Here is an 18,440-nt window from a genome sequence, read left to right as displayed (position 1 = left end):
ATAGGTATGCCCGTTGCAAGGAGGCGGCAGGTGGCCTGCCTGACCAATGAGAGGGTGCTGTTTCGTATGACGAAAGCGCAGTGGGTTATTCGAAAATTATAAGGACTGAATCACGGTCGTGCCGGGGCGTTTGCTAACGTGGCGGGGCAGAGTTTAATGGGTTGGCGGTGGGTGGGCTAATTGGCCGGCTCGATCAATTGATAGAGCGTTTCGATGAAGTAACTGATACGGTTAAATAATAAGGTACTGTATTGATCTGAATCAATAAACCTCACCCGTGACCGCCCAGCCATTAAAAACAATACGACTAAAGTGCAAGGCCCGGCGGGCTAAATTTTCACGCGCCGCCGGGCTGACCAGCTATTGCAGCGTGCTCGGTTTGAAGGCGGGCGGTAGTTGTTTGATGGCGTCTTCCAGCAGTGCGATAGGCGCTTCCAGGGCCTGTGCTTCGCTGTGCCTGTTTTGCGAAATGAGCCGGTCGCGCTCAGTACGCAGGTTCAGCAAGTTTTTCTGCAGTTTCAGGGCTGACGCGTTGTATGTGTCCATAAATTTCTCACGTAGGTAGCTTCCATGCCGATGTAGGAAATACGGACGGTATCAGCTCGAATTTGTAGGAGAAACTGATGTTTCATACAGCGACTGGGTTAGATGGCGAAAGGTCCTACATGGTTGGGTAATTATTCCTACAACTTGAGAAATCCTCCGCCCGTAACTTGCTACACGCTGCAGGTTGCGCAGCCTCTGCTACGATCGATGTTTTCCCGGCCAAGGAGAGGCCTATGCACTACGTTGTGATCGAGAGCCACCGCAGTGAGTACCCGCGCCCTATTCGGTTCGCCAAGGGCACCTTGCTGGAAGTAGGCCCGCGCTACGAAGGTGAGCCGGGCTGGCAGGACTGGTACCTGTGCAGCTGCACCGGTCAGGAACCTGGCTGGGTGCCCGCGCAACTGATCGAGCGGTTGAGTGTTGGTCAGGGCAGGGCGCTTGACCACTATTCAGCCCATGAGTTGGATGCTGAACCTGGGCAACTGGTGCAGATGCTGCGCCCCTTGAATGGTTGGTTATGGTGTCGCCGCCATGGCAATGGCGAGCTGGGATGGCTACCCGCTCAGAAGCTCAGGCAGCTCACCTGACGCGAGGCGCAGAGGGCTGCGCAGGGATGATCCGGTCATTGCACGGCCAATCTGATCTGCTTTTTTTCTACAAACCTGCATCTGTAACCGTATCAGCTGAAGCGCGAAAATAGCTGCATCCCGTATCGTCATGTAGAGGTTCCAATGGGCAAGCTCGCGCTGTTCCTCGGTGGTTTTCTGGTCCTGACCATCCTTATCGGTTTGCTGGGTACCATTCCGCCAAGCTGATTGTTGGTCCCCAACCCTCCGGCCTGCCTTCTTCCCTCCGGCAGGCCCGCCCCCCAATACACTGCAGACCAGCGGTAGGCAGCTGTCATTCTCAAGTGCCAAGGCGTCGTGTAGTCTCCGGCCGCCGTTCATTCGGGCGGGTACTTATGCCTTGGAGTCCAGTCGTTGATAGAAAGCAAAAAAGGCGCTTCAGCGATGCTGGAGTGGCGTGCCCGTTTCCTGGCCAAGGGTGCGCTCGACGAGCCGCGTTACCACACGGCGTTACACGATGCGCAGGTGTTGGAGCGGGCGGGGTTGATCAGCACGCAGGAGTGGATCGAGCTGGTCAAGCTAGCGAACGCCGCGTTGCTGGATGTGGGATAAGTCATTCTCCACGCTCAGAAATCTGTCCACAAAAAACGTGGGTAGGTCTGTGGATAACGTGCTGAAAGCCAAGCCCACGGCGGCCTCTGTTAGATTGAGCAGAATTTGAGCAGCTGCAGAGGTTGATCTTGGGGCGAGCACGTTGGGGCTTAGGTGGGCAATCAGGCAGTAAAGCAGTGGGCCATGTCGCAACCCACTTAGATAACCCGGCGCATCGGTTCAGCCTGTTCTACACGGTTGCGACCCTGAGCCTTAGCCCGGTACAGCGCCTTGTCGGCGCTTGCCAGCAGTACATCCAGCGCTGGCGTTGGCTGGCCGGCGTCGCAACCTGCAATACCAATGCTGACAGTAATCTGCACACGCTTGTCGGCCTGCTGCACATCCAGGTCCTGCACGGCCCGGCGAAGCCGCTCGGCGGTGAACTGGGCCCGGTCGGGGGCAAGGCCTGGCAGGATGACGACGAATTCCTCGCCACCCATGCGCGCCAGCAGTTCATTGCTGTGCAACTGGTCGCGCAGGGTGTCGGCAAACTGGCGCAGTACCAGGTCCCCTACGGCGTGGCCATGGGCATCGTTGATCGACTTGAAGTGGTCGATGTCGAGCATCATCAGGGTCATGGGCAGCAACTGGGCGTGCTGCTGCCGGCTGTCGAGCAGCGCGTTTGCGCGCCGTGTGAAGGCGCTGCGGGTCAGAGTACCGGTGAGGTGGTCGACGGTGGCCTGATGCGCCAGGCGCGCCATCAGGCTGCGATTGGTCTGGGTGACACAGGCAACCACCAGCGGGCCCAACACCAGCATGGCGATGCCAAGGCGCGCTGACATCAGCGCCGTGACGCCGGATTCACTCTGCGGCACGCTGAAGTGCATGAGGTTTTGTGCCACTGCCACGATCAGCGTACTGCCGGCTGTGAGCGTGAGCAGCGAGACCATGAACGGCGAGTAGGTCCAAGCACACCACAGCAATGCCGCGATGGGAAAGGCGATGGCGCCGGGCCCGCCGAATGCGATGCTGAATGCGAGCGACACCAGCATCACCAGCAGGGGTGACAGGCGTATGGCCTGCCCGCCGCTGCGGATCAGCGCCTGTGCTGATGGGGCGGTGAGCAGCACCGGCAGCACCAGCACGCTGGTAGAGAACTGTTCACTGAACCAGGCCAGCCAGGTGGCGCGCACCGACTGTTCGAACCAGGGGGCCGCCATGGCTGCGGCCATGCTGGCGGCCACCATCGCACCGCCCGCGCAGGCGCCAAATACGCACAGTACCCCGTGTGGGGTACGCATGCGGCGGTGCAGGCGTGGTAAGCGGGATAGCAACAGCCAAAGCGTGGCGACCACCCCCATGTTGCAAAGGTTGAACCACAGCGCCGGTGCCCACTCACTGCCGCATAGCAGGTCCGCAGCGACCATGCCTAGCCATATCAGAAGCAAGGCGGGCAATGTGGCATGGTGCGGGTAGCGCAGCAGTACCCCGGCCAGTACCGCATTGACGGGCCAGAACAGCGAAAGGGATTCGATCGGACGTGCCAGGATGCCGCCAAGGGTGAGGGCAAAGGTCAGGCAGAGCAGAGCGACGTAAGAAAGCAGGCGCGATTGGGCTGGAAAAACCATTGGTTCGACCGACAAGCGGAAACGAAATCCAGGACAACGGCTGAAAGCACCTGGGGTAATGCTGATCAGTGTGTTTCGTCCTGCTACTTGATGTCAATCTGCCCCAGGTCATGGCTTTTTGCCAATACCTGTGCTGTTCGGCCTCAAAGCCCGTAGAACCAGGGCACCATGATCACCGCCACCAGCATCACCAATAATGTGAACGGCACCCCGACTTTGACGAAGTCCGCGAAGCGGTATTGCCCGGGGCCCAGTACCAAGGTGTTTACCGGCGAGGAGACGGGTGTCATGAAGGCGGCCGAGGCGGCCAGCGCCACCGTCATGGCAAACGGGTAGGGCGACATGCCCAGCTGCGTGGCGGTGGTAATCGCCACCGGGGCCATCAGTACCGCAGTCGCAGTGTTGGAGATGAACAACCCGATCACGGCGGTTACCGCAAACAGGCACGCCAGGATGGCACTGGGGCCGGCCCCGCCAAGCAGGCTGACCAGTCCACTCACCGCCAGGTCGATCCCCCCGGTTTTTTGCAGCGCCTGGGCAAAAGGCAGCATGCCCACGATCAGTATCAGGCTTTGCCAGTGAATGGATCGGTAGGCGCTGTTCATGTCGATGCAGCGGCCTGCGCCCATCAACAGGCAGCCGATGAGTGCGGCCAGCACATTGGGCACGGCACCGCTCACCATCAGCCCAACCATCACCGCCAGGCTCAGCAGTGCTTGTGGCGCGCGCCGTCGGGCCGGGGCCACCAGGTCGATTTCAGCGGGCAGGCTCAGCACCAGAAAGTCCCTGGGTTTGCTCTGCAACTGGCGCACCGCCTTCCATGGGCCCACCACCAGCAAGGTGTCGCCCAGGCGCAGCTTCTCCTCCACCAGTTGCTCTTCGATGGCGGCCTGCTCACGGCGCAGGCCCACGACGTTGAGGTCATAGCGCGAACGGAAGGCCAGTTCGAGGATGCTCTTGCCAATCAGCTGCGAGCCGGGCGGCAGCGATACCTCGGCCATACCCACTTCCTGGGATTGGTCTATGAAGTAGGCAGCCTTGAAGTGCAGGGGTTCCAGCTGCATGGTCTGGCACAGGCTGCGCAGGTCGTCGCGTTTGGCGAACAGGTCCAGCAGCAGTACATCGCCCTGGTGCAGCACTGTGCCGGAGTCGGGCGCGATCACGCGAGTGGTGAACTTGTGTTGGCGCTCGATACCGATGACGTTGGCGCCGTGGTCCGTGCGCAACTTCAACTCGCCCAAGGTGTGACCGATCAATGGCGAGTGCGGGCGAATGCGCAGCCGGCGCTCGCGGCCATTGAGCTTGTAGTCCAGCACCAGGTCCAGCAGGGTGCGGCGGGTCTCCACGCGCCCATCCTTGCGCACTTCACCGCTCAGCCAGTGGCGGGTCAGCAGCATGTAGCCCACGCCCAGCACCAGTATCACCAGGCCGAACGGGGTGAAGCTGAAAAAGCTGAAGCCCTGCTCGCCGTGGCGCACCAGCTCACTGTGCACCACCACGTTGGGCGGCGTGGCCACCAGGCTGAGCATGCCGCTGATGAGGCCGGCGAAGCTCAGTGGCATCATCAGGCGGCTGGGTGAAAGTTGCAGGCGTGCCGCGATGCTGAGCACCACCGGGATGAAAATGGCCACCACACCGGTTGAACTCATCACCGAACCCAGGCCCGCCACTGCCACCATCAGCAGCACCAGCAGCCGTGCTTCGCTGTTGCCGGCCCGTTCGCTCATCCACTCGCCGATGCGGTACGCGATACCCGTGCGCACCAGGCCTTCGCCTATCACGAACAGCGCTGCGATCAGCACCACGTTAGGGTCGCTGAAGCCTGCAAGGGCCTGTTCGACGGTGAGGATGCCGGAAAGCGGCAATGCGAGAATGACCAACAGCGCCACCACATCCATGCGTGGGCGGTTGATGACAAACAGGATGACCACGATGGCCAGCAGGCCGAGGACCCAAAACAGCTCTTGGTTCATTGGGAGGGGTGTTCCTTCACACAGGGCACGTTAAGCATTGATAGCTACCAGTGTGCCAGCAAGTGATGAAGGGCGTGTTGACGTGCTGCAGGTTTTGCCTGCCTGGGGCCGCATTCCGGCCCCAGGCGGAGGGTGTCAGTGGCGGTGGCGGCGGTGTTTTTTGCCGCCATTGTCGCCCATGTTGTTACCCACAGCGCCGCCAGCCGCGCCGCCCAGACCTGCACCAATCGTTGAGCCAGTGCTGCCACCCAACGCGCCGCCAACAAGGGAGCCGCCTGCTGAGCCCAGGCCACCCCCTACAGCTGCTTTGGTACGGTTGCGCTTGGGGGCGCCGACGGCGCTGCCAGCGGCACCGCCCACGCCAGCACCAATGGCGGCACCGGTACGGCCCCCGAGTTGCTGGCCAACGACATTGCCCAAGGCGCCCCCCAGGCCACCGCCAATGGCTGCATTGCCGTCACCGGCGAACGCGCCTTGGCAGAGCAGCAGGCCAAGGGCAAGGGAAGGCAGGGTCAGGCGCATGATGGAAACCTCGAATCAGTCAGGTGGCCGAATCCACGTTAACCACTGGGACTTCAAAACGTGCGTTTGGTTTCCTGAGGTGTGCCAACCTGGAAGTGTGCATGACGGGCGGTGCTGGCAAGCGGCCTTTCTGTCTCAACCAGTCATGGCCGAGTACCTTCAAGGGCTCTAAACTGCACATCAAGCCGCAATAAAGACGGCTGCCTGCCACCTGGTGAATCACGATGATCGCCCATACCCCTACGCTGTTCGCCGCCGTTGCATTGGTCGCAACCATTCTGGCTTTCTGCCTGTTGCTGGTCGGGCGCAGCAGCCCCCGCGACAACCTGCTGCTCACAGGTTGCGGGCTGCTGGTGCATGCGCTGGCCTATGTTTGCTACACCGTTTATGCAGTGGCACCGTTGTGGCTGAGTTACGGGTTGGGCAACAGCCTGCTGTCGCTGGCGTTGGCGTTCTACACGGCCAGCTTGTTCAGGGTGCGCGAACAGGTGGTGCCGTGGCGCACCATCTTCGTTATCCCGGCGTGCATGCTGGTGGGCCTGATGCTGTTGCTGCACACCGTGGAGCCGCGGATGTTGCTGGCGACACTGGTGCTGATGGTGCAGTGCGCGATGATTCTGTACTGGGCGCGGCGCCATGCCGAGCGGCCCGGGCGTGCTCACCTGCTGCTGCAGATCGGGGCACTCATCAGCCTGGTGGGCCTGGGTATGCGCGTGGTCGCGGTGGCCACGGGCACGGCGGCGGATATGCGTTATGACACCAGCAACCTGAAACAGAGCGTCTCGGTGGCTATCGGCACCGTTACCGTGATGATGTACTCGATCGGCCTGGTGCTGATGGCCAAGGAACGCAGCGAGTCGCGCTTGCAGCACCTGGCCTTGCGCGACGTGCTGACCGGCACCTTCAACCGGCGCGCCATTCTGGAACGCTTTGCGGTTGAGCTGGACCGGGCACGGGCAAATACCACCCAGCTTGCGGTGGCAATGATCGATATTGACCACTTCAAGCGCATCAATGACCTGTACGGGCATCTGGCCGGGGATGAGGTGTTATGCCACTGCGTGCGTCAGTTGCAGCAGCGCCTGCGCGAAGGGGACAGCCTTGGCAGGTATGGCGGTGAAGAGTTTTTGTTGCTGCTGCCGGGTACCGACCATGCCGGCGCCATGGGCGCCGTAAACGGCTTGCGCGAGGCGATTGCGCAAAGCCCTGCCTGGTTTGCAGGTGACCGGATCGAGCTGCGCTTCAGTGTGGGGCTATGGTGCGGCAAACCGGGGCGTGAAGACAGCACCGCAAGCTTGCTCGCACAAGCCGATGCGGCGCTCTACCGGGCCAAGGCTGCCGGGCGCAACACGGTGCACCTGGCAGCACTTGCTGATCTGGGGTGATCAACGGACGGGGCGAATAGCCAGGATTACGCCATTGGTGGTTTGCACCAGTACGTAATGGTCTTGCATTTTCACCCAGTGGCTTTCTTTCTCAGGCGCTGGCAGCCCTTTGGCTTTCCAGTCCTTGACCGAGGCATCCTCACGCTTGAATTGATCGGGAACCTTGTCTCCCTCTTTCAATTCCCGGTTACGGGTGGAGGAGTTCTGGACACTGTCGTCTGTCGAGGTGGCCGCATTGGCGGCCATTGGCAAGCAGGGCAGGGCGGCGAGCAGCAGGTAGTGCAGTTTCATGGCGATTTCCTTGTTGCGTCATGTTCCCCGTCAGACAGCGCAACGTGCGCCACAATTCACTCGCGATGCTGGCAGTGCTAGAGTCGCGTTCTTTTTCAAGATTTCGAGGACTGAACATGCGTGCGATTTTGCCCGTGGCCGTAGCGTTGGTGCTGGTCGGTTGTGCTTCGGCGACCATGGAGGCAGCCCGCAAAGGCGAGCCCACCGCCAAGCTCACCTCGCAAAAGGCAGCGGACCGGGTTGCCCAGTGCATCCAGTTCGGCTGGCAGGAGGAGCGTGTGTTCGGTCAGGATGCCAGCGGCTACCTGGAGCCCCGCCCACAGGGTGGTTTTACCGTGTACACCCGTGAGGCCGAGACGTTCGTCGACGTTTATCCGCAGGCAGGTGGGGTGCAGGTGGACTACTACGCACAGAAAAACGACGGGGTTTCCCTGCAGCACCGTGCGGCGGCCGCCACCTGCCTTTGACGGGCGCCGTGGTTCCAGGCTCGTGCAGCGCTGGCGCGATCAGGCCAGGTAACCGCCGTCGACGTTCAGCGCTGTGCCTGTGGTGTAGCTGGATGCATCACTGGCCAGGTACAGCACGGCCCCTGCCATTTCCTTGGGGTCGGCCACACGCTTGAGGGGAATTTGCTGCAGCGCAGCCTTGAGTATCGCCTCGTTCTTGACCAGCGCAGACGCGAACTTGGTGTCGGTCAGGCCCGGTAGCAGGGCGTTGCAGCGTATGCCGAATTGTGCGCATTCCTTGGCGAATACCTTGGTCATGTTGATGACGGCTGCTTTGGTCACCGAGTAAATGCCTTGGTACAGCCCCGGTGAAACGCCGTTGATCGACGCCACATTGATGATGCTGCCAGCGCCGTGCTCGCGCATCAGCTTGCCCGCCTCAACCGACATGAAGAAGTAACCCCGAATGTTCACGTCGACCGTTTTCTGGAACGCCCCAGGGTCGGTGTCCAGCACGTTGCAGAACTGGGGGTTGGTGGCTGCGTTATTGATCAGAATGTCCAGCCGCCCAAACTGCTGCCGGATGGCTGCGAACGCCTGGCTGATCTGCTCCAGTTCACCAATGTGGCAGGGGATGGCGGTGGCCTGGCCGCCCGCCGCCACGATGGCATCGGCGACCTGCTGGCAGCCTTCATGTTTGCGGCTGGAAACAATGACGTGGGCGCCTTGCTGTGCAAGCAGGTGCGCAATCGCCTCGCCGATGCCGCGGCTGGCGCCGGAAACGAAGGCGATCTTGCCCGTGAGGTCGAACAGCTGAGTCTGCGACATGATGCGTTCCTTGGTAAGGGCCTTGGTGTGGGAAGAGCGGCTCAAAGGCTGGATTTTGCGATCACCTGAAGGGCCATCTGCTCCAGCAGCCGGTTCATGTGGATGAACTGGGCAAAGCGCTTGTCCTGGGTTTGCCCGTGGAAATAGCGGTAGTAGATTTGCTGCACAATGCCCGCCAGGCGGAACAGCCCGTAGCAATAGTAATAATCGAAATTGTCCAGCGGGATACCGGCGCGCTGTGCGTAATACTCCACGAACTGGCGACGGCTGAGCATGCCAGGTGCATGGCTTGGCTGGCGGCGCATCAGTTGCACCGGGGCTGGGTCACCCGCTTCGATCCAGTAGGCCAGGCTGTTGCCCAGGTCCATCAGCGGGTCGCCCAAAGTGGCCATCTCCCAGTCAAGCACCCCGATGATCTGCATGGGGTTGTCGGCATCGAGGATCACGTTGTCGAAGCGGTAGTCGTTATGCACGATGGCCGGTTGCGGGTGGTCGGCAGGCATCTTGTCATGCAGCCAGGCCGTTACCTGCTGCCAGCGGGGCGCATCGGGGGTCAGGGCTTTTTCGTACCGACTGGTCCAGCCGGCGATCTGCCGCTGTACATAACCTTCAGGCTTGCCCAGGTCGGCAAGGCCGCAGGCTTCAAAGTCGACTTGGTGCAGTTCGACCAGCCGGTCGATGAAACTGTGGCACAGGACCTGGGTGCGGGCAGCGTCCAGGTTCAGTTCTGCAGGGATGTCGGAGCGCAGGATAATGCCCTTGACCCGTTCCATCACATAGAACTCGCTGCCTATCAGGCCGGTATCGGTGCAGTGGGCATAGGCCTTGGGGCAGTAGGGGAAGCCGCTGTTCAGCTGGTTGAGGATGCGAAACTCACGGCCCATGTCATGCGCCGACTTGGCCTTTTGCCCGAAGGGCGGGCGACGCAGGACTAGATCACGGTCCGGGTAGCTGATCAGGTAGGTAAGGTTGGACGCGCCGCCTGGGAACTGGCTGACCTTTGGCATGCCGCCCAGGCCATGGATGTGCGCCTTGAGGTACTGATCGATGAGGGCGGCATCGAGCTCTTCCCCTGGGCGGACCTGCGCTGACTGATCGGTGAGCGTCATGGGGTTTCCTTATTCTCGCTCGCAAGGACTATTTTGCAATCTAATGGCAATCAGCTAGTGGAACAAGCGTACCAGTGGCTCATTGGCCGGGGTGTTGCCGGTGAATCAACGGGGTTGATGCGTGGCGCTTTGTGGGCGAAAAAAAACCGAAGCCAGGCTGGCTTCGGTTTCTGCCCTGCTGCGGCCCTGATATCAGGACGGGAACAGTTCGCTCAGTTTCATCGACAGCATCATGTCGCCCTCAACGCGCAGTTTGCCGCCCATGAACGCCTGCATGCCGTCGGTTTCACCGCTGACGATACCTTTGAGGGTTTCGCTGTCCATTACCAGGGTGCAATTGGCGTCGGGGTTTTCGCCCTCCTGCAACGCGCAAGTGCCATCCTTGACGATCAAGGCGTAGTGCTTGTCTTCGTCGGTGATGTTAAAGCCGAACACCAGGTCCAGGCCGGCGGCAGCGGATGGGTTGAACTTCTCTTGCATCTTTTTAACGGCATCAGCTACGGAGGTCATGGTGCATTCCTTATAGAGTGGTTTTCACGTCCCCGAGGGGACACTGCAAGCCGGGGCTTATCGATAGGTGACAAGCGACGGTGTCCTCAACAGCTGCACATGTGCCTGGCTGTTGAAGGAAGCCAGTGCCACCTCGCGCCCGCGAAATTTAACCTGGGTGAGCGAGGTGTTGATTATCTGCCAGTTCAGGGCAAAGGCCTGATCCGGGGTAACGCCTGTAATGAGGTGCAACAGCGCAGCGATGGTGCCGCCTGAGGTGAAAATGGCGATATTGTCACCGCTGCCCGCAGCCTCCAGCACACGATCCAGGCCGCCCTGTACACGCCTGGTGAATGCAGCCCAGCTTTCCAGGCCTTCCAAGGCATGCTCACCACGGTGCCAGCGTTGAACCATGATGGCGAACAACCGTTGGAATTCGCTTCGGTTGTTGGCGCAGTCCCGCAAAACGTCTAGTGCATTGGGCTCGTCTGCCATCAAGCTTGGCAACAGGGCGCGAATCACTCCGTCGGCATCGAACTCGTTGAACGCAGCGTCGGTCTCAATGGCCGGCACGGGGGAACCCCGGTGGTGCAACGCTTGAAGTGCGAGCCGGGCGGTGTCCTGCTGGCGGCGCAGGTTGCCAGCCACGCAGCGGTCCAGGCGCAGGCCCAATTGAGCCAGGTGTTCACCCAGTGCCTGGCTCTGACGGACGCCGACGGGCGAAAGGACATCGTAGTCATCCGCACCGAAAGAAGCTTGGCCATGTCTGATCAGGTAAAGGTTGCCCACGTAAGCGTCCGGCCTGTTGGTGATTGTTGCCGAGGTTAGGACGCCAAAATCGGGCTGTCAACGAAAAACATACAAGCGTTTGAAAAGGTTGTTTGAAAGATGTTGCCGGCATTTGCAACCGCTGGCGGCACCCCAGGCGCACCGGTATGCTTGCTACAGTTACGCGCCAGATGGCGCAGCAATTCAAAGGAGTCAACGTGGAGTTTCTTGCCGAATACGCAAGCTTTCTCGCCAAAACCGCCACCTTGGTCATCGCCATTCTGGTGGTGCTTTCGGCTGTCGCCGGCCTGCGCGGCAAGGGCCGGCGCAAATCGGGTGGGCATTTGCAGGTTACAAAGCTGAACGATTTCTACAAGGATTTGCGCGAACGCCTGGAGTCAGGCCTGTTCGACAAAGCCGAGCTCAAGGCCTTGCGTAAACAGCAGGGCAAAGCGGAAAAGAAGGTCAAGAAGGCCAAGGCTGAAGATAAAGGCCGGGTCTACGTGCTGGATTTCGACGGCGACATCAAGGCCTCTGCCACGGAAAGCCTGCGTAACGAAATTACCGCGCTGCTTACCCTCGCCACCCCGCGGGACGAGGTGGTACTGCGGCTGGAAAGCGGCGGCGGGCTGGTGCACAGCTATGGCCTGGCAGCTTCGCAGTTGGCACGCATTCGGCAGGCGGGCATACCGCTGACGGTGTGCATCGACAAGGTAGCGGCCAGCGGTGGTTACATGATGGCCTGCATCGGCGAGAAGATCATCAGCGCACCCTTTGCCGTGCTCGGTTCGATCGGCGTGGTTGCCCAGTTGCCCAACGTGAACCGCCTGCTGAAGAAGCACGACATCGATGTCGAGGTGCTGACCGCCGGTGAGTACAAACGCACCCTTACCGTGCTGGGTGAAAATACCGAAAAGGGTCGGGAAAAATTCCAGGAAGACCTCGACGTCACCCATCAGTTGTTCAAGGACTTTGTCGCCCGTTATCGTCCGCAGCTGCACATCGATGAGGTAGCCACTGGCGAAGTCTGGCTAGGCGTCTCGGCACTCAACCGCCAACTGGTGGATGCCCTGCAAACCAGCGACGAGTACATCAGCGACCGCGCCCGCACCGCCAACGTGTTCCACCTGCATTACGCAGAGCGCAAGAGCCTGCAGGAGCGTATCGGCATGGCTGCCAGCGGCACGGTCGAGAACGCTTTGGTAGGGTTGTGGAGCAAACTCAACCGCCTGCGCTAACACCTTGAACCTGTTGAAATTTTTTTTCGATTAGGGGGTTGCAAGGTGAAACGAATGCAGACATAATGGCGCCCATCGAAACGCAGCGAACTTTGAAAAAGGGGCAGCGTTTCAAGGAGATAGCGAAGCGCAAGCGGCTAACTCCGAACTTTGAGGCCGAGTAGCAAAGTGGTTATGCTCCGGATTGCAAATCCGTCTACGCCGGTTCGATTCCGACCTCGGCCTCCATATTCGAAAACCCCGCAGATTAACGTCTGCGGGGTTTTTCTTTGTGCCCTGGAAACCCGGATCGTTTCCGCATCATTGGGCACCGTTTCCTCATCAGTCCCTACTTGGTCGGGCTGACCACCTCACCGACGCTGCGATAAACGCGCTTTGTGATGCCCTCAATTTCCGACGCTGCCTTGGGTCGAATATCAAGAAGCTGGAACTGCCGAACTTTGGTCGCCAAGTGTGCATTGCCGTCGGCGGTAAGCTTCCTGGAGGCCATATCACGCGCTTCGCTGAAGCGATTCCTGAGCATTTCCCCAGTTCATACGCAGGCCGGCGTCGTTGTTTATTAGCCGCGAGCTTCGAACACCCTGCAGCCTCCGCCGCTCCAAGCGCGCGTCGATGACAGGCCCAGTGATCAGTAGGCGGCGGGTTGCTGTTTTGCTTGCCGCAAGCCATGGACCCGATGATAGCGTCGCATAGCAGGCGCTTGTAGTTGTTCTTTCCATCAAGACTCAGGCCGCCACGACGGCGCAGGGAGCTCACGACCTCGTCTACGTTGAGGCCGCTGTCCTTGTGCACGATGTCGAGTTCAGGCTTTTCGGGGGGGTAGATGACCAGAGCCAACTTGGCTTCCGGCCAGAGACCGGCGCGCCAGGCGCTCCACGCAGTTATTAGCGGTGTGGTGGAATCGTTCTGTTGCGGACACAGGTCATCCTTGCCCGCGCATGTCGGCGGGCTTGAGTAGTTGGTGCAGGGATTAGCAGTTGACGGCGAACTGGCAGTCGCGCCGCCAGGGAGGGGAAGAGCTAGGGTGACGGAGAAGTCATCGCCGGACATCCCGCACTCCTGATCGATGTAAACGTCGCCGAGGGCGAAGCCGTTGTCTTGGGGGCGCCTGATGGCGCGTCGACGATCTCGTAGTCGTAGGTGTTCTTGGCGGCTTCAATCTCTTCCTCGACCTGGGCGAACACCACTTCCCTAATCAGCTTCTTCACCATTTCCAGCGCAGGGGCGTTGCGCGCCTGCTGATCAAGATGGTACTGGGTCAGCGCTTTGTCGGCCGCCCGCATGATCTCGAAGCACCTCATCAGTGATTGCAAAGATGTTGCTCATGGCCCCCTGTATATCAGGTAGGCCATGTACAGCAGGGGTAGGGGCATAGAAGGTGTCCTCCAGCATCCAGCAGGGTGTCTCGCTCTTGCCGAAGGCTCATCGCGCGCTCTGATCAAGGTCTTGATTGCGGTTGAAATATTGCGATGCCCCAGCTCAATGGTGATGGCAACGCATACAATGCGTTAGGACCACCTCGGCCCGGCTTTTCGCCGAGCCAAACCCGCCTGGAACGGCACCACGCCGGCCGGGCTATCACTCAGGGAAATGAGAAAAATGAAGACCGCTATCAAGGCCGGTATCGCAGGCGCGGTGCTGGTAGTAGTGGGCGCAGCCCACGCCGAGCTGCACGGCGAAGAAGCAGAGATTGCAGCACGGGATGCAGCGGTGCGTCAGTACGCGGCGAAGCTGGAGGCTGATTGGCAGCAGTGCTTGAGGAAGCCGGAGACCAAAACCACTCAGGATTCAGCTCATTGCGCATATGAAATGCGGGAGGCGGCTAAGGATGCGGTGAAAGAGAAATACCAGAAAGCCCTGGCCACCGCAAAAGAGTACGTCGATGAAGGCTCGCTCCCGAAAAATGTACCGGCCATGATGCCCCAGGCGCAGGCGGCGTGGGAGAAGTTCGTAGAGGCAGATTGCGGCGTGGTGGGTGCTCTCGTCACTGGGACCGCGAGCTCTACCTATCAGATAGTGTGCGAGTACAAGCACCAGATACAACGTCTCCACGACTTGGACGAATGGTGATTTTGATGGTGATTGATAGGCGCAGGTCGTCGTAGTCAGGGCGGTCGTTCGTTTTTCGACGCCTCGATGATTTCTCCGAAGGTTTTCATGGCCTGATTCCAGCGGCCAGGGCCTCAGCCTTCAGTGAGGCGCACGCCACGCCATCCAACGCGCTGTCCTCGGGATACTTCTCGGGGTTCTGCCACTGGCCACGACCTTGACGATCTGCATCAGCAGCCAAGCTTCTGCTTCCGTGAGATCGCGGCCGGTGGCATTGAAGGCTTGGACCGTGTTCACCATGCTGCGGGTGCCCGGGCGTCAGACGACGAGGCATGATGCAGCAGCCTTCGGGGGTCTGCATGACCGGCGCGCTCGGCTCTGCGCTGCCGGATAGGGCTGCAGCGATTCGATGCCCCATGTGCAGCGTGTGCGAATAAAATGTTCCGATCTTGGCGCCGTCCAAGTTGGTAACGCTGTGCAACAGGGTCCGGGTCTCGGCCAGCAGTGCATCCCACTTTGCCAGGCGGTAGCGGAGTTCTTCGGCTTACGCTTTCCAACTATCAACAGCCAGCATTTCATGTTCGAGGCGGCTATCCATTTGCTCCACCAAGCGTGAATCAGTCATCGGGCCCAGCCCAACAATCGGCATCCCAGTCTCCGCCGCATCCCTCCCTGCTTCTTCTTTGGTCCACCAGAAGGCAGTGCCAACCATCCAGGCTATAGGGTCGGGGTAGGGCTGCTGGGCTGTCGCTTGAGGGAAGGCCAGCATGTAATCGCGCAGGTCGGATGCGATATCAAAGTGAAGGCGGTTGTTCATGGCCGCACTGGTCGCAACGGTACGTCTGCGGTTCGAGAGATTCTGTCAGGTACTCCAGCATGTTGCGGTCTGTATCTGCGGCAAGCAGCGTGGGCACGTTGACCCTCTCGGTGTTGCTGGATCGGTTTTCTGTGGGCACGGGGATGCCTCGGGGCCTTGCACTGTGCGAGCATGGGCGCTCAAAAAAAGAATCGATAGGGTTGGTGAGTCGTGGAAGAAAAGGTACTGAAGGCAAATTCTTGGGTAGCTAATTATTTCAACTCAAAGGTTTGCGAATACCAGCACTACCTTGAACAGGTGGTAGGCCACTGTGACACCTCGCTGGCGGGGTTTTCCCAAAACCCCTTGCCCGGCGTCAACGACCTTACGCTTCTTACCTATCCATTCGGCTCGCTCAGCAACATTGTGCAGACCTTGAAAGATGGTGGATCGGTGTTTCTTCCTACTCCCATTACCTGGGCAGACATAAAGACACTCCGTCATGGCGAGTTTTTCTACCTGTCACGTAACGCATCTACGCACGATGGGAACCCGATAATCAACGGATGGGTAGACGGTAAGTACTATGTAGCCCACGATATTGAACGGTTCGATGGCAATGGAAAATTCATCAAAATCCAAAGACCTGTCGAAGACGTCCGTACGTTCACGCTTGAGTTCAGCCTTGACCTCTATGGCCTGCTCGCTGCTCGGTTAACGCTCCTCGGGGATGATCATCAGTTAATCCAGCCGCTCATAGGCCCCTCCGAAATTGAGCAGATCATGGGATCTCAAATGATTCCAGAGGACGTGAGAAAACTTTTTTCAGGTCAACTGGACGTAATCAAGGAGACGGCAGGACAGATAAAAGTTGATCCTGTTGCGAAAGCGCTGGAACAAATCCGTAAAGGTGTCGAGTACATTCGGCGCGTTTCATGACGTTTCTCAGCCGGCTCGACACCGACCTCACTTGTTCGCTTGAGTGTAAGGCGCTGGCCGGCAGTGGCGGAGGGGCACGCGGCTTTCATCGGTGCCTCAATCACACGATGCCCGGCCAGAGGTGGTAGCGCGTTTCCGGCCATGTGCATGATCAGCCGGTGTTCGTCTGGGCGAAGGGTGTCGGCCGGGAATGATATGGCGGCCAGGGTCTCGCTGGCGCTGAGCATCCGCATGCGGTCGCCGTCGACCAGGGCCCAGCGGTCCAGGGTTGTGATGGTGCCGATTGGCCGGTTGATATCGCGGCCGGTGGTGCCGGAGCTTTTGCCGTAGTAAGGCATGGTGAAGCGGTGGCCGAAGCCCTGGCAGCCGGAACGTGCTGGCACTGCTGCAGTTGCAGCTGTATCGGCGCCTTGCTCTTGGTGCAGATCAGGAACAGGCGCACCTGTTGCTGCGGCACGCCAAGGTCGGCGCAATCGACATGAGGTGCGACCCAGTACCCCAGGCGCCGCATCGCATCCACCCAGCAGGGGTAGAGCACCCAGTTCACGAACTCGGGCACGTTCTCGACTACCCAAGCATCTTGTTCCAGCACCTCAGCAGCAGACGGAACGGCCCAGGCCTTGGATCTCGAAGTATAATGCTTCGGGTTTCCGTTCTTCTTGCCGCGGGCCTTTTTGTGGCCCTGGCAGCACGGGGAGGTGATACCGATGTCGGTCGCGGAACTGCTGCCCAGTTGGCTTGGTGCAGGTCTTGGCATACGTGGTTGGTTTCTTGATGGTTGGCTGCGTGCCATTTCACGGCCTCAGGCCAGTGGGTTGCCGCCCAGAGAACCTGGACGCCTGCGGCACGCGCGCCGGTGCTCCATCCGCCAAGGCCGGCGATCAGGTCGATTGCGGTGGTCATGTAGGAGTTACCGCGAGCCCCTTACGGGGCCCGGGCCTTGTCGATTAGAGGACGCCGAACTTCACTTGGAGGCATTTGAGCGCTACGGCGCCCCAGAAAAGCCCGGACGAGAAAACCTTCAGGAATGCGTTGTTGCAGTTGCAGCTCATGTGTAATCCTCACGAGATAAGTCACAAGCGGATTGCCTGTAACTTAATAGTGGGAAGCCACAGCCCCCTTTTTTTGGGGTAGAGATGAAAATTCGTAAAATATTTTCTGTCGCCGCACATGCAGTCGATGTCGTGGATCAACTGATCCCGGACACAGTTTTAAGTTTTTCTTCAGCTTTTGCCGGAGCCAGCCCGTCGTTGAATTGATGCGGGCGGATCCAGTTGTAATGGCTCATCAGGTACTGGCTGATGTCTCGTTGAGTTTGCTGCCCAGTCAGGTACCCCGTGGTAGGTTCTACTCTGATTTCAAGCTACGAAATACCCGCTCCATCGGCGCATTATCCCAGCAGTTGCCTCGCCGGCTCATGCTCTGGCGCATGCGGTAGCGCCACAGTCTCTGGCGGAACTGACGGCTGCGATATTGCGACCCAGTAGCCCTTGAGGTTTCCCACGTTGTTCGTAAGCCACGTCCAGTGCTTTGACCGCGAGGTCTGCGTCCGGCTTTTCTGATAGGGCCCAGCCCACCACTCTGCGTGCATAGAGATCCAGGACAACTGCCAGATATGCCATTTGCCCTGCGCTCAAACGTAAGTGATGTCACCACACCAGACCTGATTTGGCGCTTCCACATCAAACGCCCGGTTCAAAATATTCGGAATGTCTGGCCGCTCCACTGTGGGCTTTTTGTACGCATGCGACCCTGGCTGCTTGCTGACCAGAGCTAGCTCACGCATTAAGCTGCGCACCTTAAACCGCCCGATTTGCTCACCTGCTTCTTGCATCACTACCTTGATGCTACGGCTGCCGGGCGCACTCTTGAATTTTTGCTGGTCTGGCGACAACGCTTTGCTGGCCGGCGTGATGCCGCGACGTTCCTGCTGAGGCTGGTTAACCCAACAGCGTAGGGCCGACTCGACCAAACCGAGCGAGCGGGCTGCTTCGGCATGACTGTAAACTTGATCGAGCACCAGGCAGGCGCCTTCGCGTTTGAACTCAGGGGTAAAGGTACGACGTTGCTTGGTCATCAGACACCTCTCTGTGGCGAGCATTCTCGCCTAAATGGGTGTCCGGTTTCGTTAGACCACTACATAACGATCAGCCAACCGTTAGCATTTTCAGCGCAAGGTGAGATGTTCGGACGGTTACTAATCAGCAGCTAAAAATCGGGCCTATCCGTATTCTAAGCCGTCCATTTCCGGCTGGGAGCAACCCGTTAGGCGTTCC

The 18,440-nt window shown here is 59.6% G+C and carries 19 protein-coding genes, 1 tRNA gene and 2 pseudogenes; 8 read left to right on the top strand and 14 right to left on the bottom strand.

The window, feature by feature from the left end; genetic code table 11:
- Nucleotides 1-360 precede the first annotated feature (360 nt).
- A complete protein-coding gene (locus IAE38_RS02945) occupies nucleotides 361-546 on the bottom strand; it encodes a hypothetical protein (protein ID WP_201215723.1) in 186 nt (61 codons plus the stop codon).
- A 233-nt stretch (nucleotides 547-779) separates the two neighbouring features.
- On the opposite strand from IAE38_RS02945, the gene IAE38_RS02940 reads away from it, so the two are divergent.
- Complete coding sequence (locus tag IAE38_RS02940; protein ID WP_028633571.1) at nucleotides 780-1,133, top strand: SH3 domain-containing protein; 354 nt, start codon at nucleotides 780-782, stop codon at nucleotides 1,131-1,133.
- Nucleotides 1,134-1,529: 396 nt separating this feature from the next.
- Nucleotides 1,530-1,724 carry a hypothetical protein gene (locus tag IAE38_RS02935; RefSeq protein WP_201215794.1) on the top strand — a complete coding sequence of 65 codons (195 nt, stop codon included), beginning with the start codon at nucleotides 1,530-1,532 and terminating at the stop codon, nucleotides 1,722-1,724.
- Nucleotides 1,725-1,921: 197 nt separating this feature from the next.
- Here the strand turns inward: IAE38_RS02935 and IAE38_RS02930 are convergent, their stop codons facing one another.
- The 3 genes from IAE38_RS02930 to IAE38_RS02920 all read right to left on the bottom strand — a co-directional run bounded on the left by IAE38_RS02930 (nucleotide 1,922) and on the right by IAE38_RS02920 (nucleotide 5,826).
- Entirely contained in the window at nucleotides 1,922-3,346 is a 1,425-nt protein-coding gene (locus IAE38_RS02930) for a GGDEF domain-containing protein (RefSeq protein WP_201215721.1), read from the bottom strand.
- Nucleotides 3,347-3,474: 128 nt separating this feature from the next.
- Nucleotides 3,475-5,304 (bottom strand): SLC13 family permease, encoded by a 1,830-nt coding sequence (locus IAE38_RS02925; protein WP_201215719.1) that lies wholly within the window; start codon nucleotides 5,302-5,304, stop codon nucleotides 3,475-3,477.
- A gap of 135 nt (nucleotides 5,305-5,439) precedes the next feature.
- Nucleotides 5,440-5,826, bottom strand: a complete 387-nt coding sequence (locus tag IAE38_RS02920) for a glycine zipper domain-containing protein (RefSeq protein ID WP_201162420.1) — start codon at nucleotides 5,824-5,826, stop codon at nucleotides 5,440-5,442.
- 224 nt (nucleotides 5,827-6,050) lie between these two features.
- On the opposite strand from IAE38_RS02920, the gene IAE38_RS02915 reads away from it, so the two are divergent.
- Complete coding sequence (locus IAE38_RS02915) at nucleotides 6,051-7,211, top strand: GGDEF domain-containing protein (protein ID WP_201215717.1); 1,161 nt, start codon at nucleotides 6,051-6,053, stop codon at nucleotides 7,209-7,211.
- On the opposite strand, the gene IAE38_RS02910 is transcribed toward IAE38_RS02915, so the two are convergent.
- Complete coding sequence (locus IAE38_RS02910; RefSeq protein ID WP_028633565.1) at nucleotides 7,212-7,502, bottom strand: RcnB family protein; 291 nt, start codon at nucleotides 7,500-7,502, stop codon at nucleotides 7,212-7,214.
- A gap of 116 nt (nucleotides 7,503-7,618) precedes the next feature.
- On the opposite strand from IAE38_RS02910, the gene IAE38_RS02905 reads away from it, so the two are divergent.
- On the top strand, nucleotides 7,619-7,969 hold the full coding sequence (locus IAE38_RS02905) for a hypothetical protein (protein WP_028633564.1): 351 nt from the start codon (nucleotides 7,619-7,621) through the stop codon (nucleotides 7,967-7,969).
- Between the two features lie 39 nt (nucleotides 7,970-8,008).
- On the opposite strand, the gene IAE38_RS02900 is transcribed toward IAE38_RS02905, so the two are convergent.
- From IAE38_RS02900 to IAE38_RS02885, 4 genes are all read right to left on the bottom strand, one after another.
- Complete coding sequence (locus IAE38_RS02900; protein ID WP_201162416.1) at nucleotides 8,009-8,776, bottom strand: SDR family oxidoreductase; 768 nt, start codon at nucleotides 8,774-8,776, stop codon at nucleotides 8,009-8,011.
- 41 nt (nucleotides 8,777-8,817) lie between these two features.
- Complete coding sequence (locus IAE38_RS02895; protein WP_201162414.1) at nucleotides 8,818-9,885, bottom strand: phosphotransferase family protein; 1,068 nt, start codon at nucleotides 9,883-9,885, stop codon at nucleotides 8,818-8,820.
- 192 nt (nucleotides 9,886-10,077) lie between these two features.
- Nucleotides 10,078-10,395: an SCP2 sterol-binding domain-containing protein gene (locus IAE38_RS02890; protein WP_028633561.1), complete on the bottom strand. Its 318-nt coding sequence runs from the start codon at nucleotides 10,393-10,395 to the stop codon at nucleotides 10,078-10,080.
- Between the two features lie 57 nt (nucleotides 10,396-10,452).
- Nucleotides 10,453-11,163 (bottom strand): histidine phosphatase family protein, encoded by a 711-nt coding sequence (locus IAE38_RS02885; protein ID WP_201215715.1) that lies wholly within the window; start codon nucleotides 11,161-11,163, stop codon nucleotides 10,453-10,455.
- Between the two features lie 197 nt (nucleotides 11,164-11,360).
- Here IAE38_RS02885 and sohB point away from each other — a divergent pair, with 197 nt between their 5' ends.
- Nucleotides 11,361-12,380, top strand: a complete 1,020-nt coding sequence (gene sohB, locus IAE38_RS02880; RefSeq protein WP_201215792.1) for a protease SohB — start codon at nucleotides 11,361-11,363, stop codon at nucleotides 12,378-12,380.
- 154 nt (nucleotides 12,381-12,534) lie between these two features.
- A tRNA-Cys gene (locus tag IAE38_RS02875) sits at nucleotides 12,535-12,608 on the top strand.
- Nucleotides 12,609-12,708: 100 nt separating this feature from the next.
- Here IAE38_RS02875 and IAE38_RS02870 read toward each other — a convergent pair.
- The gene (locus IAE38_RS02870; RefSeq protein WP_236403420.1) at nucleotides 12,709-12,903 is read right to left on the bottom strand and encodes a hypothetical protein; all 195 of its coding nucleotides are present in this window, start codon (nucleotides 12,901-12,903) and stop codon (nucleotides 12,709-12,711) included.
- Nucleotides 12,904-13,399: 496 nt separating this feature from the next.
- Entirely contained in the window at nucleotides 13,400-13,693 is a 294-nt protein-coding gene (locus tag IAE38_RS02865) for a hypothetical protein (protein ID WP_201215712.1), read from the bottom strand.
- Between the two features lie 286 nt (nucleotides 13,694-13,979).
- On the opposite strand from IAE38_RS02865, the gene IAE38_RS02860 reads away from it, so the two are divergent.
- Nucleotides 13,980-14,450, top strand: coding sequence for a lysozyme inhibitor LprI family protein (locus IAE38_RS02860; protein WP_201215710.1), 471 nt, complete (start codon nucleotides 13,980-13,982; stop codon nucleotides 14,448-14,450).
- 523 nt (nucleotides 14,451-14,973) lie between these two features.
- Here IAE38_RS02860 and IAE38_RS02855 read toward each other — a convergent pair.
- A complete protein-coding gene (locus IAE38_RS02855) occupies nucleotides 14,974-15,246 on the bottom strand; it encodes a hypothetical protein (protein WP_201215796.1) in 273 nt (90 codons plus the stop codon).
- A gap of 210 nt (nucleotides 15,247-15,456) precedes the next feature.
- Between IAE38_RS02855 and IAE38_RS02850 the strand changes: the two genes are divergently transcribed.
- Complete coding sequence (locus IAE38_RS02850) at nucleotides 15,457-16,164, top strand: hypothetical protein (protein ID WP_201215708.1); 708 nt, start codon at nucleotides 15,457-15,459, stop codon at nucleotides 16,162-16,164.
- A gap of 77 nt (nucleotides 16,165-16,241) precedes the next feature.
- Here IAE38_RS02850 and IAE38_RS02845 read toward each other — a convergent pair.
- Together IAE38_RS02845 and IAE38_RS02840 are read right to left on the bottom strand one after the other, a co-directional pair.
- Nucleotides 16,242-17,067 (bottom strand): annotated as a pseudogene (locus IAE38_RS02845) (DNA cytosine methyltransferase); the annotation flags it as partial.
- A gap of 286 nt (nucleotides 17,068-17,353) precedes the next feature.
- Nucleotides 17,354-18,241 (bottom strand): annotated as a pseudogene (locus tag IAE38_RS02840) (IS3 family transposase).
- Between the last annotated feature and the right edge of the window lie 199 nt (nucleotides 18,242-18,440).

Source organism: Pseudomonas sp. S32 (genome assembly GCF_016648095.1).
In the GTDB taxonomy this organism is placed as follows: domain Bacteria; phylum Pseudomonadota; class Gammaproteobacteria; order Pseudomonadales; family Pseudomonadaceae; genus Aquipseudomonas; species Aquipseudomonas parafulva.
This window is presented reverse-complemented; position numbering and strand designations above follow the sequence as displayed.

Bases quoted from the DNA above. Each gene is read 5' to 3' on its own strand.
- IAE38_RS02945 (WP_201215723.1), bottom strand. From the start codon at position 546: ATGGACACATACAACGCGTCAGCCCTGAAACTGCAGAAAAACTTGCTG.
- IAE38_RS02940 (WP_028633571.1), top strand. From the start codon at position 780: ATGCACTACGTTGTGATCGAGAGCCACCGCAGTGAGTACCCGCGCCCT.
- IAE38_RS02925 (WP_201215719.1), bottom strand. From the start codon at position 5,304: ATGAACCAAGAGCTGTTTTGGGTCCTCGGCCTGCTGGCCATCGTGGTC.
- IAE38_RS02920 (WP_201162420.1), bottom strand. From the start codon at position 5,826: ATGCGCCTGACCCTGCCTTCCCTTGCCCTTGGCCTGCTGCTCTGCCAA.
- IAE38_RS02915 (WP_201215717.1), top strand. From the start codon at position 6,051: ATGATCGCCCATACCCCTACGCTGTTCGCCGCCGTTGCATTGGTCGCA.
- IAE38_RS02910 (WP_028633565.1), bottom strand. From the start codon at position 7,502: ATGAAACTGCACTACCTGCTGCTCGCCGCCCTGCCCTGCTTGCCAATG.
- IAE38_RS02905 (WP_028633564.1), top strand. From the start codon at position 7,619: ATGCGTGCGATTTTGCCCGTGGCCGTAGCGTTGGTGCTGGTCGGTTGT.
- IAE38_RS02900 (WP_201162416.1), bottom strand. From the start codon at position 8,776: ATGTCGCAGACTCAGCTGTTCGACCTCACGGGCAAGATCGCCTTCGTT.
- IAE38_RS02895 (WP_201162414.1), bottom strand. From the start codon at position 9,885: ATGACGCTCACCGATCAGTCAGCGCAGGTCCGCCCAGGGGAAGAGCTC.
- IAE38_RS02890 (WP_028633561.1), bottom strand. From the start codon at position 10,395: ATGACCTCCGTAGCTGATGCCGTTAAAAAGATGCAAGAGAAGTTCAAC.
- IAE38_RS02870 (WP_236403420.1), bottom strand. From the start codon at position 12,903: ATGCTCAGGAATCGCTTCAGCGAAGCGCGTGATATGGCCTCCAGGAAG.
- IAE38_RS02860 (WP_201215710.1), top strand. From the start codon at position 13,980: ATGAAGACCGCTATCAAGGCCGGTATCGCAGGCGCGGTGCTGGTAGTA.
- IAE38_RS02855 (WP_201215796.1), bottom strand. From the start codon at position 15,246: ATGAACAACCGCCTTCACTTTGATATCGCATCCGACCTGCGCGATTAC.